At 45.3% G+C, this 15349-nt stretch carries 11 protein-coding genes; 3 read left to right on the plus strand and 8 right to left on the minus strand.

From position 1 onward, the window contains the following. From JHD44_RS03460 to JHD44_RS03470, 3 genes are all read left to right on the plus strand, one after another. On the plus strand, positions 1 to 1359 hold the full coding sequence (locus JHD44_RS03460) for a sigma-54-dependent transcriptional regulator (RefSeq protein WP_199461132.1): 1359 nt from the start codon (positions 1 to 3) through the stop codon (positions 1357 to 1359). A 97-nt stretch (positions 1360 to 1456) separates the two neighbouring features. Next, positions 1457 to 2209 carry a sulfite exporter TauE/SafE family protein gene (locus JHD44_RS03465; protein WP_199461134.1) on the plus strand — a complete coding sequence of 251 codons (753 nt, stop codon included), beginning with the start codon at positions 1457 to 1459 and terminating at the stop codon, positions 2207 to 2209. A gap of 179 nt (positions 2210 to 2388) precedes the next feature. Next, positions 2389 to 3120 carry a GGDEF domain-containing protein gene (locus JHD44_RS03470; protein ID WP_199461136.1) on the plus strand — a complete coding sequence of 244 codons (732 nt, stop codon included), beginning with the start codon at positions 2389 to 2391 and terminating at the stop codon, positions 3118 to 3120. 60 nt (positions 3121 to 3180) lie between these two features. Here JHD44_RS03470 and JHD44_RS03475 read toward each other — a convergent pair whose 3' ends face one another. From JHD44_RS03475 to prpB, 8 genes are all read right to left on the minus strand, one after another. Further along, positions 3181 to 4794, minus strand: a complete 1614-nt coding sequence (locus JHD44_RS03475; RefSeq protein WP_199461138.1) for a TRAP transporter large permease — start codon at positions 4792 to 4794, stop codon at positions 3181 to 3183. A gap of 17 nt (positions 4795 to 4811) precedes the next feature. Further along, entirely contained in the window at positions 4812 to 5489 is a 678-nt protein-coding gene (locus JHD44_RS03480) for a TRAP transporter small permease (protein ID WP_199461140.1), read from the minus strand. A 135-nt stretch (positions 5490 to 5624) separates the two neighbouring features. Then, the gene (locus tag JHD44_RS03485) at positions 5625 to 6617 is read right to left on the minus strand and encodes a TRAP transporter substrate-binding protein (protein ID WP_199461142.1); all 993 of its coding nucleotides are present in this window, start codon (positions 6615 to 6617) and stop codon (positions 5625 to 5627) included. A gap of 245 nt (positions 6618 to 6862) precedes the next feature. After that, positions 6863 to 8845, minus strand: a complete 1983-nt coding sequence (locus tag JHD44_RS03490) for a GNAT family N-acetyltransferase (protein ID WP_199461144.1) — start codon at positions 8843 to 8845, stop codon at positions 6863 to 6865. 120 nt (positions 8846 to 8965) lie between these two features. Continuing rightward, complete coding sequence (locus JHD44_RS03495) at positions 8966 to 10918, minus strand: methyl-accepting chemotaxis protein (protein ID WP_199461146.1); 1953 nt, start codon at positions 10916 to 10918, stop codon at positions 8966 to 8968. A 564-nt stretch (positions 10919 to 11482) separates the two neighbouring features. After that, positions 11483 to 12967 (minus strand): 2-methylcitrate dehydratase, encoded by a 1485-nt coding sequence (prpD, locus tag JHD44_RS03500; protein ID WP_199461147.1) that lies wholly within the window; start codon positions 12965 to 12967, stop codon positions 11483 to 11485. 247 nt (positions 12968 to 13214) lie between these two features. After that, the gene (prpC, locus tag JHD44_RS03505; RefSeq protein ID WP_199461149.1) at positions 13215 to 14342 is read right to left on the minus strand and encodes a bifunctional 2-methylcitrate synthase/citrate synthase; all 1128 of its coding nucleotides are present in this window, start codon (positions 14340 to 14342) and stop codon (positions 13215 to 13217) included. A 114-nt stretch (positions 14343 to 14456) separates the two neighbouring features. Continuing rightward, positions 14457 to 15341, minus strand: a complete 885-nt coding sequence (gene prpB, locus JHD44_RS03510) for a methylisocitrate lyase (protein ID WP_199461151.1) — start codon at positions 15339 to 15341, stop codon at positions 14457 to 14459. Between the last annotated feature and the right edge of the window lie 8 nt (positions 15342 to 15349).

Consider the following 15349-nt stretch of genomic DNA (forward strand, 5'->3'; position numbering starts at 1 on the left):
ATGTCAGAGTTAGATCGCGTGATTGTCATCGATGATGAGCAATCGGTTCGTATGGCGATTTCTCAAACGCTTGAGCTAGAAGATTTCGATGTGATGGCGTTTGCGAGTGCGCAAGGTGTTGCGGATAAAATAGCGATCGACTGGCCCGGTGTGATTGTGAGCGATATCAATTTGCCCGGCATAAGCGGCTTGGAGCTGTTTGAGCAAGTCAAAAAAATCGACTCTGAAATCCCCTTTATTCTCATAACCGGTCATGGGGACATCAGCATGGCTGTGACCGCCATTCGCGATGGCGCTTATGACTTTATAGAGAAACCCTTCTCAAACGATGATTTCATTGAAGTAGTGCGACGTGCCAGTGAGAAACGTCGTCTGACCCTAGAAAACCGTAATTTACGTTTAGAGCTTGCTGCGCAAAATGCACCAGGACCACGAATTATTGGTAATACGCCAGGGATCCATCGATTGCGTCAAGCGCTTCTACATGTCGCGGATACGGGAGCGGATATCCTAGTTCAAGGGGAAACCGGTACTGGTAAAGAAATGGTGGCGCGTTTTATTCATGAACACAGTTCGCGACGTGGCAAGCCATTTGTGGCCATCAACTGTGGTGCGGTGCCGGATTCTATTATGGAATCCGAGCTATTTGGCCATGAAAAGGGCGCATTTACCGATGCGAAAACCCAACGTATCGGTAAGATTGAGCACTCGAATGGTGGCACATTATTTCTGGATGAAATCGAAAGCATGCCCATGTCGATGCAGATTCGATTGCTACGGGTATTAGAAGAACGCAAGGTTGAACGTTTGGGTTCAAATAAAGGTGTCGACCTTGATTTACGTATCCTGGCAGCGACCAAAGTTGACTTAAAAGAGCTCAGTGAAACGGGCACTTTCCGTGAGGACTTATATTATCGCCTCAACGTCGTTCGCGTTGATATTCCCCCCTTACGTGAACGCAAAGACGATATTCCTTTGCTATGGCAGCACTTTTGTTTGGTGGCGACTGCCCAGTACAAGCGTGAGTCTGAGCAGCTTTCGGCGGAGCGAATGCACAGCTTAATGAGCTATGATTGGCCTGGAAATGTTCGAGAGCTACGAAACCTAGCCGAGCGCTATGTATTAATGGGTGAAGCCGGCTCGTTTGAATTCGATCAGATCATTACCAATGAAACCAACCCTGGTTTTATGACTTTGCCAGAACAAATGGAGCGCTTTGAGAAGACCTTACTAGAGCAAGAATTAAAACGTCAAAAGGGCTCTATTAAAGACACTATGGACGCGCTTGGACTGCCTCGAAAAACCCTGTACGACAAAATGCGTAAATACGATCTGGATAAAGACCTTTATAAGTCGTAATTGATTTTTTGCGTAATACCATTCAAATCGCTTTATTAGCGCTCTGTTATTCTGTGGACGTGATAGCATCTCACGCTTCGTGATAGGAGATGTTTGAATGACAGAGTTATTCCTAAATGGGCTATCGCCTTTTGTCTTTTGGTTGCTGGTACTGACGGCTGGTTTTACATCATTGTTTACCGCGAGCTTTGGTGCAGGCGGTGGCGTGATGTTGCTGGGAGTGATGGCGCAAGTGCTCCCGCCTCAACTAATTATCCCGCTTCATGGGGTAGCGCAACTCGGCTCTAATGCGGGTCGTGCCGCGATGAGTTGGCGACACATTGATTGGCGCTTGATCGGTTTATTTTTACCCGGTGCCATAGTGGGTGCTTTGCTTGGACAGTTAGTCCTTGAAGCATTAGACCCCTCTGTCATGTACTTATCCATTGCCTTGTTTATCCTGTTCTTATGCTGGGGGCCTAAGCTTCCCAAGCTAGTCCTAGGTAAGTTTGGAACACTAATGGCGGGGGCGATTACTACCTTTCTGACGCTGTTTGTGGGGGCAACAGGCCCCTTGGTGGCCGCGTTTATCAAACAAGTATTCGTCGACCGATTTCGTACCGTTGCTACCTTTGCGACGGCCATGTCGCTTCAGCATGTGCTAAAAATCGCTGTTTTTGAACAAGCGGGTTTTCCTATTGGTTCATGGATGCCGTTGCTATTGTGCATGGTGGTCAGCGGTGCGATAGGTACATGGTTTGGCTTAAAAGTGCTTAAACGCGTCTCGGACAAACACTTCCATCGTATTTTTAATATTATCCTCACATTGTTAGCCGTGCGCTTAATTTGGCAAGCTTGGTTGGCTTATTAATCGCTACAAAACGCTAATATTTTGCATATTGACCTACCACAATAAAGTATAACTTTTACAGAGCATATAGGCCCCAAAAGGCGTCATATAGGGATAGGAGATGTTTAATTAGATTGTCATGATCTAATTAAATATGTTCTGATATAAGTGGAAGTTATTTTGGTCGGGTGGGGTTAGTTATGCGTTCAATCATCCAGAAGCTAAGTCGGTGTAAATTAGTTTTTCTGATAACACTCACAGCACTGATTATGGCGATCTGCACCGATTATGGATTAGCGATATTTTTTGGACATGAATTTAATTTTGATGATTTAACCCGCGCAACGATTATTCCATTAATCATTGCTCCTTTCGTTTCTTGGTATCTTGTGGGCTTAATTTACCGTCTCGATAAAACAGAACGTCGTATGACATCGCTTGCTAGGTTGGATAGTTTGACAGGGTTACTGAATCGCCGAGCTTTCTATGATGAATATGAGCTGCATTTGTCAGAAAAAAGCGATTCACGAGGCGCGTTTATCCTGTTAGATCTAGACCACTTTAAACGTGTTAATGACGAATATGGGCATTTAGCTGGTGATGCAGTGCTGAGAGCGATTTCAGCCTTGTTGATTGAACAGCTTCCTGAGGAAGCGACTATTGCTCGATTTGGGGGAGAAGAGTTCGCGTTATTGCTGCCAAGTGCAAATGCTTCGACCGTAAAACAACAGGTGGAAGAGTTATTATCTGCTGTTTGTGATTTGACGATAAGGTTTGAGGCGAGTGAAATTTCGGTCACAACATCTGCGGGTGGATATGTTTTTCCTAAAGGACAAGCTTCGAGTTTACATTCAGCCTATCAATTGGCTGACCGAGCTTTGTATATGGCCAAAGAAAGCGGACGCAATCGTTTTATTTTGAGTGATGTTTAATCATAAAAAAAGCGCCCCTAAGGGCGCTTAAACATGACGTATAGCTGTCATAAAAGGGTATTACTGTACGATTTCTGGTCCCATGATTGCGTATGGTAGCGCAGTGGATAGAGCTGGGATGTAAGTAACAAGGATCAAGAACACAAACAGTACCGCTACGAATGGCATGGCCGCTTTAACAACGCGTGCCAAACTCATGCCGGTGATCCCCGAGGTTACAAAGAGGTTCAAACCGATCGGCGGTGTGATCATACCAATCTCCATGTTTACCACCATGATGATACCTAGGTGGATAGGGTCAACACCTAGCTCCATCGCAATCGGGAAGACCACTGGTGCTACGATAACTAGAAGACCAGATGGCTCCATGAATTGACCACCGATCAACAGTAGAACGTTTACTGCGATTAGGAAGGTAAACCAGTTGAAACCAACGCCTAGCATCCATTCAGTGATCGCTTGAGGGATACGTTCTGCTGACAAGGTGTGAGCAAACAACAGCGCATTAGCGATGATAAACATCAGCATGATAGTGGTCTTAGTACCTTCAAGCATCGTCTTACGAGTTTCATCGCCGAACAATGCCGGGAAGAAGCCGCGCGCCATCAACGAGAAGTTACGACCCCAAATTGGCATACCCTGAGCGATACAGCTTACTAGACCATCTTCGAGTTTCGCACCACGTTTAGAAACGTAGAACAGAGCTAGAACAATCGATAGCACTAGACCAATTAGCGCTCGAGTACCTGCAGTCATTGTTTCGCTGTCAGACAATGCGAAGAATGACATGATTTCCCATACAAGGAAGAATGATACGCCGTACACGGTACCGTTGAAGCCAACTCGTGCCGCTGCTGAATCGCTTTCGTTTGTCCAAGTTTGGCCTTTAAGTGGGCCCATATCACGGTAAACAAATAGTGCGATAAAGATCGAATAAACTGCAGCAACTACCGCAGCTTCGGTCGGTGTAAACGCACCACCGTAAATACCACCCATGATGATTACGATTAGGAACAGACCCCAACCAGCGTCCTTACCACCACGAACTAGGTTTCCAAAACCTTTCCATTCTTCCGCGGGTAGGTTTTTAATACGTGCTACGACGTAGATCGCTAGCATCAACATACCACCCGCCATCAGGCCAGGGATAACACCCGCTAGGAACATACGACCAACAGATACGTCTGTTGCTGCCGCGTAAACAACCATTACGATGGATGGTGGGATCAAGATACCCAATGTACCTGCGTTAGCGATGATGCCTGATGCGAACTCTTTCGAGTAACCCACTTGGCGCATACCTGCGATGGCGATTGTACCTATCGCAACAACGGTTGCTGGAGATGAACCAGACAATGCCGCAAACATCATACATGCCAATACTGAGGCCATTGCCAGACCGCCACGGAAATGGCCCACTGACGCAATCGCGAAGTTGATCAAACGCTTCGCTACACCACCTGTAGACATGAATGACGATGCCAAGATAAAGAATGGGATCGCTAACAGTGTGTAATGCTGGCCTGCACCAAACAATGAAATCGCTACCGATGACAACGAGTCATGGGAGAAAAATGTAATAAATAAAATGGACGACAAGCCCAATGAAATACCAACTGGTAGCCCGATAAAGAGCAGAGTTAGTACCATTCCGAATAAGATTAAAGCTTCCACGATACACTCCTAGCCAATTAGTCTTTCAATGCGCCTTTGTTCTCTTCAACAAGCTCTTGCGCTTCGTGACCACTGATCAACATATCACGCTTGTTTGTTGCGATAGCCCAGAAGGCTTGTAGAGAACGGTAAGACAATAACGCCAAACTGATTGGCAGAATCACAAGTACTAACCAACGGTGTACACGAGGTTTCAGGTCGAACATTTCAACCATGAAAGTAGGGTAGCGCAGTTCTTCTTGACCTAGACCAATACGCCACATTTTGTACCAGTACTCAATTGCACCACCACGAACGTCCACACCTAGCATTGCAACCCACGTAGAATCTAGCAAGATTAGACCGTATAGCAGAGCGCCCGCTGCACCGATCAAAGACAACACTTTACAGGTGCCTTTTGGTACTGCGTTGAGCAGAATGTCTACACCAAGGTGAGAGCCTGTTTTGATGCCGTAGCTCATGCCTAGGAGGATCAACCACGAGAACATGACAGTATTGAATTCGAGCGCCGCTACCCAGCCTGTATTGAAGGCGTAGCGAGCAATCACCTGGCCGAATGAAACAACCATGATTGAAGAAATCACTAGAACAAGTAAGTTTTCTTCAAATCGTTCCATGAATTTTGGAAAACGTTTTTCCAGCACCCAGAGCGCTAGAATAAATATTAATAAGTATAAATGAGGCCAGTATGCCATGGGGTACTCCTAAACATCGAAATGCAGCGTAAAAAGGCCTTTCACACCAGTTCTCACGGGTGCGTAATGCAAATGTGAAAGGCTCGAAAGACTAGCCCCGGGCGGGGCTAGCATTGCTGCTCAGGTGTGCTGTGCTTATGCGCCAGCTGCAGCGTCGATTAGATCTTTACCGATATCACTTTCGAACTGCTTCCAAACAGGCTTCATTGTTTCAACCCATTCAGTACGTTGTTCTGGTGTTAGAGTATTGATCTTACCGCCTGCTTTAAGGATGTTTTCACGGTTAGCGGCTTCTTTTGCTTTAACCGATTGGTTAGCTTCTTGCGTTACTGCATCAGCAATAGCCATGAATTGTTCACGGTCTTCATCGCTTAGACTTGATAGGAACTCTGAAGATGTCATGAACAAGTAAGCAAGTAACTGGTGGTTAGTTTCTGTGATGCTGTCTTGTACTTCGTAGAATTTCTTAGTGTAAATGTTAGACCAAGTGTTCTCTTGGCCGTCTACAACGCCAGTTTGCAATGCGCCGTATACTTCAGAGAAAGCCATTGCTTGTGGTGATGCACCCATAGCCGCGATCATTTGTTTCGCAACGTCAGATGTTTGTACACGGAATTTAAGACCTTCTGCATCGCTAGGAACCATTAAAGGTTTGTTGGCAGAGAAGTACTTCATACCTGACATCCAGTAACCTAGACCAACGAAGCCTGCATAGTCATCCATTTCAGTTAGAAGTTCTTTACCTTCTGGTGTGTTGGTAAAGCGGATTGCATGGTCCATGTCTTTGAAGATAAATGGTAGGTCGAAGACACCGTATTTAGACGTGTAAGAGCCGAATTTAGAAAGTGAAGGTGCTAGAAGTTGCACATCACCTAGTAGAAGAGCTTCAAGCTCTTTGGAATCACCAAACAGTGTCGAGTTCGGGAAAACCTCAATACACAGTTTGCCATTCATTTCCTTGTTCACACGTTCAGCAAAGTTATTTGCTGCAACCACTTTAGGGTGAGTTGTACCACCAGTAACGTGACTGAATTTAACGACGCGCTCGCCTGAATCACAATTCGCAGAAACAGCAGAAGCAGATAAAGCAAGGGCAGCAGTCGTTAGTGCAAGGCTGATTTTTTTCATTTGTATGACTCCAAATTTGAGTATTTATTATTGTTAGCTTGGGCATTGCCAAACAAGCAACATAATTTGGTTGTTGCTATTCGTAGTTATTACACAATCTGTGCCAATTTCTTGAAAAATATTTAACCTTTTGAATTTTAAAGATTATTTTAGTTTTTGTGCGTTTTGGAAGTTAAGTTTTATTTGTAAATATAAGCGGGCATTCGCCAACTAAGCTTTTTTTATGGGTGGATAACCGCCTATTTTTAAGGACTTAAGTGCGATGAAACTGCGACTTTAAGTTGTTGGTAGAATTCTTTTTTACCAGAGAATCCAAGCTTACTTGCGTCTTTATCGCTGTTCTGTCCAATAGCGCAGCCCAGCAATAGCCTATCATTGAGTTGTTCTGGCACTAAGTAATGCTGCGACATTAAAAACAAACAATAACGAAGTAAAGCCGGTCGGATAGCATCAAATGGTCGATGGTGGTTGCAGAAATAGGCCAAATCCGACACATCTTTTGACGAAGGTTTAAGGATGTGTGGATTTTCCCCCATTGGGAAAGTGGCGTTGATAGACAAGATTAATTCAGGCGACAGCTCTCTTAGACTAAGAGTCAGGGTGTCGAGCCAATCCTTTTTAAAAAGGTTTGACCAATCTTGGCTGATGCTTTTCATAGCAGGCGTCAGTCCTTTAACCATCATTAAAGAATAAGCACCGCTGGCTTGATCTTTCCCTGTACCTAAGCGGACAGTGATTAGGCCATAATCACGCCAAAAATTAATCACATCAGCCGTTGCGGCAAAGCTTGTGGCAATAAAATGTGCTTTATTTTCTAGTGCATCTTGCTCAATGAGTTGCAGTAGTCGCCTACCAAAACCTTGGCGTTGATAGCCTGATGCAATAGCAATTCGGCTGATTCGCCAATAGGTGTATTGAGCAGCTTCTGAGATGCCTTCATGTGCGAGCAGAGACTGTGGTAATAAATGTCCTCTCGGTCGGCGTGTTCCCTCCATGACAGCTTGACTTAGTTCATTAGGAAGGTTGCCCTCTACTGAAACTAGTGCGACGCCAATGAGGCGTTTTTCATGGTATAGACAATAGGTTTTGACACTTGGATCATCCACCATCCATCTTTTATTTTCAGGAGATGTCTGATAGTGAGCATTTACCAACAAGGAGAAGGCCTGATCTAAAATAGTAGGATAACTTAACCAATCTTCTCGGCATAATTGAGAAGGCTGCGCCTGAGATAGCTCGTTGGTTTGATATTCTTTGAAAAGTAGTTGAGCGAGCCAGTTCTCTAATGGGTCATTTACCCCCCATCGAATGGGGTGAGTAAAGTGGTGTTTTAAGACAGATACCTTTCGGTTTTCCAGTAGACGCTGAAAGCGAATAGCAAATCCTTTTCCTGATCCTTCATAACCATAGTCTGTACTGCTGAAGACTATGCTTTCTGCTTTTTCGATAAGCGATTCTAAAACAGGTAAAGGTAAACTTGCCGCTTCATCAATTACAAGTAAGTCGTATTTCTCTGAGTCGTTTAACAATGCATCAGGTGCTTTGAAAGGTAAGGGGACCTCAGTTAAATCTTGGTAATGATCCAATAAAGACGTCATATTAAGTTTACTGGAAGCGGTACAAGCGCTCTTAATACCACGACTTTGAGCACGTGCTATTAATTCAGCTAAGGCAAATGACTTACCCCGTCCACGAGGTGCTAGAAGAAAATGGCAAGTTGTAGGGTGAAGAAAAACTGAGTCGACAAAATACTCTTGCTCAGGTGTTAAGCACTTCGTGTTGTAAGTTAAAGGTTGAATGGAGTCGGGCCACTCTATTTGAAAAGGTGAGCTGTCTTGATTCAGCGCTTGCCAGAAAATCGTTTTATAAACACTGGTAGTATCCTGGCTATTCAAAGGCCATGGTAAGTAGCGATCTAATTCTTGATCGGCTTTTATCAACCAATCTTCTCCGAGATGAAGAGCTAACACACCTCCGCCACGAATAGTTCCTGCGACAATAGAGAGAGCTGTGATGTTGATGCCTTTAGAGAGGTCTAGTAAGACTGCGCTGTAACTGTTTCCTAGCTGGCGTTTCAATGTATTGAAATTAATCTGCGAAACGTGTGTCAGTGGAAGAGTGCTATGGCTAATGACGAGAGCATCCGAAAATGTTCCGTAGCGTTGTTCGAATTGTTGCAGCGTGCTGGACCAGTCAGACAAACTGATGACGCAATGGCGGTGTGCCATATAAGACCTCTGAGAATGCTAATGTGTAAGCATCATACCTTTGTTAGGTCTTTGAGCAAATTGGGCCTCAACACAAAACGTATTGAGGCCTAAATACCGAGTTTATAACTAAGCTGAATGTTATAGCGTAAACTGAGTTAGATTTTGTTTTAAGTTAATTGCTAATTGGTGGATACGCTGGCTTTCATCACGTGACTTCTGAGCATTCTCAAAGGTATCTGTTGCTGCGGACTGAAGCTCAGTGGTATTACCTCGGATTTGAGTGGTCGCCACACTTTGCTCCTCTGTGGCAGCGGCCACACCAGAGATTTGCTGAGCAACAAGGTCCATAGATTTATTAATCGCTGCGATCAGTTCTCCTGCTCGAGTTGCTTGCTGAACGCTATTTTCAACTTGATCTCGACCCTGCTGCATGGTTTCTACTGCAGAACGACTGCCTTGTTGAAGACGTTCAACCACTTGTTGAATTTCTTCAGTGGATTGCTGAGTTCGTTGTGCTAGCACTCGCACCTCATCCGCTACAACAGCAAACCCTCGACCTTGCTCTCCTGCACGGGCGGCTTCGATGGCCGCATTCAATGCCAGTAGGTTAGTCTGCTCTGCGATCTCATTGATTACATTCACAACAGAACCAATGTTAATCGTGCTGCTTTCTACTTCTTGAATGGTTTTTGCTGCATTTTCAAATGACATAGACAGTCGAGAAATCGTTTCTTCTACACGTTTAGTAGCTTGGTAGCCCTGTTGTGTAGTGTCGTTCACCGACACTGTTTCGCCTGATACTTCCGTTGAGCTTTGAGCCACTTCTTCGACAGAAGCGGACACTTGCTCAATGGCAGTGGCTACCTGAGCACAAACATTAGAGCTATTGGTTGCAGAGTGAATTAATTGATCATTCGATTGACTGATGGTTTGTGCAGAAGCCAATAACTGCTCACTGGATGTCTGTACCTGAACAATTAAGCTAGCTAAACCGTCACGCATGGTTTGAATAGAGCACTGAAGTTTGTGCGTTTCATTATTGCTTGATCGAGAAGCGGCTGTTGGAAATCTAAAGGTAAGGTTACCTTTACCGATTTCTTCAACCCCCTGAGTAATACTTTGCAAAGGTTTAAGAGCTGATTTTATAGTAAGCCATAGAATCAATGAGAGAAAAATTGCCGCGCCTGCACAAATGGCAGCGACGAAATAGAGTACTGTCATCAGCTCTGCGGTGTACTCATTAGTATACGTTTTAATTGCGACGACCCAGTTCCAGCCTTCTACTTTGTGGAAGATGACTTTGGACTCTTCTGCTTGTGCATCTTTTCCTGCAACTTGAATACTATAAGAGGTGATACCTGAGCTTTGCTGGAACATGCTAGCGAAAGCGTCTTTTGCTGTAGGGAACAAGTTGAAAACATTTTTTCCAAGCACTGAATCGCTTGGATGGATAACAATTTCACCTTTATTGGCAGACTTCGCATCCATAACATAGACATAACCACGTTTGCCTATTTGTACACTGCTAAGGTTACTGCGCAAGTGACCTAGGATCTTTTCAAGAGGGATGGCTGCCACAATGGACAGATTAGAGTGTCCCGAGATAGGAGCTACTTTTGCAACATAGCTAGCATTACCGTTTTTCCATTGACCAAAACCATTGGCTGGAAGAGCATTTATAACTGAGATGCCTGATACTGTTGAAGCCAACAATTTATTTGTTTTTGATTCGATAAGAAATAATTCAGCACTCACGTTTTCTTTAAGAGTAGCCAGTTTATTTGATTGGCTGAGTTGCAAACCATCCAGTTTAACCTCACTTCCACTTTGGCTGATTGACTGCGTCAACTCGTTATTAAGGTACTTAGCTGAGCGGTTCAGTGAGTCACTTAAAAAGCCGTATTGAACTTCAAGCTCATGACTGAGTAGCTTAACTTCTGTTAATTGATGACTGGTGACTATCTTATTTAACTGCTCTTCAAATAGGACTTCGATAGCCACAATTAATAGAGAAAAAATAAAGACAACAGCAATCAGAGAGCCAGCGGATAATTGTGTCGGTAGGGATAAGAAGCGCAAGCGAGACAACATAGATTCATTGTTCCTTCAAAAACATTAGCCAATAAAAAATGTGAGGGTATTTTTGTGGGAATTTATACCACTTATTTAAAGGTTAAGGCAGTTTCAATCATTAAAATACTTAATAAAATTGTAACCAAGCCTTTCATGCCGCATGTTTTGTTGTCATTTTTGTCAATTGCTAAGCATTTAATTGAAAGTAAGTTCTAAATAAACTGTGGAACAACCTCCTCATTGAGCCAGGAATACATAGTGCATAAAGCACTCAATATGAGCTGATTTGGCGGCGAATATGTCTTAAATTGTGTAAACATAAAGGCCAAATTCCTTTTAAATAGATATCTTTCGTAAGCAGTATTTCAAGTACTTATACCTATAGAAGTAAATGATTGCTAATACAAAAGTGTAAAAAAGACTGTATTTGTTAACAAAGTGGTTACAAACGGCGGGTTTTTGAACCTTATTGATTGTTTTTTCAGGAAGGTGATACTTTTTTGAGCGTCTAAATGTTAAGGGAATGTTTCCAAAAGCGCTCATTAGGGCAATGAGCGCCCATATAAAGTGCTGTAAGGAGGGTTAAATAACCAATAAATCCATAAAATCGTGGACGGCAGTACTCTCAAGCCCATTTTGATCTTTACATAAATCAAAAATATGTTGGCTACGAGCGGACGGGAAGCGGGTCGCCAAGTTCGCTTTGAATTTCTTCTCTAGTAATGGGATACCTTCTTCACGGCGGCGGCGATGACCAATAGGGTATTCTACAGAGACTTCTTCTGTTGAAGTGCCATCTTTAAAGAACACTTGGATCGCGTTCGCGATAGAGCGTTTGTCGGCTTCTAGATACTCGCGTGTAAAGCGCTCGTCTTCGATGATTTCCATTTTCTCGCGAAGCTCATCAATGATTGGATTGGCAGTATGGAAGTCATCTTCGTAGTGCTCTGCCACCAAATTACCAAACGCCAATGGCACAGCGGCCATGTACTGTAGACAGTGGTCACGGTCAGCCGCGTTCGCTAATGGGCCGACTTTCGAGATAATACGAATCGCTGATTCATGGGTGCGAATGACAATCTTCTCAATTTGATCCAAGCGATCTTTGACTTGCGGATGTAGCGTTACCGCGGCTTCTGCCGCGGTTTGTGCGTGGAACTCCGCAGGGAAGGAAATCTTAAACAGCACGTTTTCCATTACATAAGTGCCGTAGTCTTGCGTGAATTTAAAGGCACGGTCTTCTGGAGACTTCAGTTTTTGATCTTTGTTGGTTTTCGAGAACGACACATCGTAGAAGCCCCACTGTGGTGCTGTGAGCACACCTGGAATGCCCATCTCACCACGTAGCGACATATCCGCTAAGCGCACCGCACGAGAGGTTGCATCGCCTGCCGCCCAAGATTTACGTGAGCCTGCATTGGGGGCATGGCGGTAAGTACGCAGTGCTGAGCCATCAACCCAAGCTTGGGAAATCGCCGCCATGATTTGCTCGCGGTTACCCCCCATCATTTTTGCCACCACGGCAGAAGACGCCACACGCACTAATAAAACGTGACATAGACCCACGCGGTTAAACGAGTTTTCAAGAGCGATCACACCTTGGATCTCATGGGCCATAATCATGCCTTCAAGAACATCGCGCATGGTTAGCGGTGCTTCACCGCGAGAAACACGAACCTGAGACAAATGATCGGCAACCGCTAAGATACCCCCTAAATTATCTGAAGGGTGGCCCCATTCCGCTGCGAGCCAAGTGTCGTTGTAATCAAGCCAGCGAATAATACAGCCGATATCCCATGCTGCTTTCACAGGGTCTAGGGCAAATGAAGTACCCGGCACACGAGCACCGTTAGGTACCACTGTGCCTTGCACCATTGGACCAAGGTGTTTAGTACACTCTGGGAAGCGAAGTGCTAACAGGCCACAACCAAGAGTATCCATCAGACAGTTGCGGGCGGTATCTAGAGCTTCTTGGCTTTCAATTTTGAAATTTAACACATAATCCGCGATGTCTTGGATCACCTGATCGTATTCAGGGCGGTTATTTAAATCGACATTTGCACTCATGGTGGTTCCTCTGATTCTTTTGGCTCTTTTCATAGGTGAGAGGCTGCAATCGGGATTTCAAGCACTCTTAAGCACGCGCTATGGATGGCGCAATAGGGCGCTTTATCAGGGATGATTTTGCGCCCGGCGTAGAGTGTTGAAAGGCCTCTAACACTAGGTTTAGTTGTCTATGTTCAAGGTGCTTATGCCTTTTCCTCGCTTGGAAAAGGCATAAGCCTCTTGTCTGTTAATTCTGTTGAGCTTCGAGCTAGTCTCTTTGGTCGATATCTACCCAAGCGGCTTTTTCTGGGCCGATGTAATCGGCACTTGGGCGAATAATGCGGTTATTGGCACGTTGCTCCATCACATGAGAGGCCCAGCCAGTGACCCGTGAACATACGAAGATCGGTGTGAACAATTTGGTTGGGATGCCCATAAAGCGGTAAGCACTGGCGTGGAAAAAGTCAGCGTTACAGAACAGTTTCTTCTCACGCCACATGACGGCTTCGCAACGCTCCGAAACTGCATAAAGATGTGTATCGCCCACTTCCTCTGACAGTAGCTTTGACCATTTTTTAATGATGTCATTACGTGGGTCACGTTCGCGGTAAATGGCATGGCCAAAGCCCATGATTTTGTCTTTGTTCGCTAGCATACCCATGATGGCATCTTCCGCTTCATCAGGCGTTTGCCAAGGCTCGATCATGTCCATCGCGGCTTCGTTGGCACCACCATGCAGTGGTCCACGAAGGCTGCCGATACCGCCTGTGATACAAGAGTGCATATCAGATAAAGTGGAAGCACACACGCGAGCAGTGAAAGTAGATGCGTTGAATTCGTGTTCAGCGTAGAGAATCAGTGAGGCGTTCATCACTTTTTCGTGTAGTGGATTTGGCGTGTCGCTGTGTAGCATGGCTAAGAAATGGCCAGCTAAACTGCTCACCGATGGGTTAAGTGTGTCGATACGTACACCATCGTGGCTGAAGCGATACCAGTACAAGATGATTGCTGGCAAGGTTGCGAGTAGACGATCTGCTGTATCTTGTTGTTGGCTAAAGTCGGTCTCAGTCTCAAGGTTTCCTAAGAAAGAACAGCCAGTGCGCATTACATCCATTGGGTGCGCGTCTTTCGGGATCAATTCCAAGGCCGACTTAAGCGGCTGTGGTAACTCCCGCAGATTCATGAGCTTAGTTTTGTAATGGTCAAGCTCTGCTTGATTCGGCAGTTTGCCGTATAGCAGTAGGTAAGCCACTTCTTCAAAACATGCCTTGTCAGCCAGCTCTTCAATGTCATAGCCGCGATAAGTAAGGCCTGAGCCGGTTTTACCCACGGTACATAGAGCGGTTTCCCCTGCGCTTTGGCCGCGAAGACCTGCGCCAGATAGTTCTTTAGCCATTTGTATCTCCATTTTTATTGTTAGTGAGATAATCAGTTGAATACCTATTCGTACGACCCGATTCTATCGGGGATGAAAACATCCCAATCGCTGATGGAATCAGCTCGTACAACTCTAACGCTTGTTCTCGGAGAACAGCGCGTCGAGCTTTTGTTCGTAATCGTGGTAATTCAAGAAATCGTATAAATCCATACGGGTTTGCATGGTGTCGACCACGTTGCGCTGGTGGCCGTCGTTCAATAGGTGTTGGTAGACGTTCAGCGCCGCTAGGTTCATAGCTCGGAAGGCGCTTAATGGATAAAGCACAATGTCGACGCCCGCGCTGGCCAGTTCTTCACGACTAAACAGCGGTGTCGCGCCAAACTCTGTAATGTTTGCCAATACAGGGACTTTTACCGCATCAACGAACTCACGATACTGCTCAAGGGTGAGCATGGCTTCAGGGAAGATCATATCGGCACCGGCTTCAACGCAGGCAACAGCACGTTCAATAGCGGAATCCATGCCTTCTACTGCGAGTGCGTCAGTACGCGCCATGATGACAAAGTTGTCGTCATAGCGTGCATCGACACAGGCTTTGATGCGATCGACCATTTCCGCTTGACTGACGATCGCTTTATTAGGGCGATGTCCGCAGCGTTTTTGTTGTACTTGGTCTTCAATATGCACGGCTGCGGCCCCCGCTTTTTCCATTTGCTGGATTGTGCGTGCGATGTTGAATGCGCCACCAAAACCTGTGTCGATATCTACCAACAGCGGCAAGTTACTTGCTGCTGTGATTCGACGAACATCTTCTAGAACATCATTCAGGTCGGTCATCCCCAAATCTGGTAAACCGTAGGATGCGTTAGCAACACCACCACCTGAAAGGTAAATGGCATGATGCCCTGTTTGCTCTGCCATCATGGCGCAATAAGCGTTGACGGTGCCAACGACTTGCAGCGGTGAATGGTCTTTAATCGCTTGGCGAAAACGTGCGCCGGGTGATGCTAACGTCATACGATCCT

This window comes from Marinomonas ostreistagni, assembly GCF_016461785.1.
Lineage (GTDB): Bacteria > Pseudomonadota > Gammaproteobacteria > Pseudomonadales > Marinomonadaceae > Marinomonas > Marinomonas ostreistagni_A.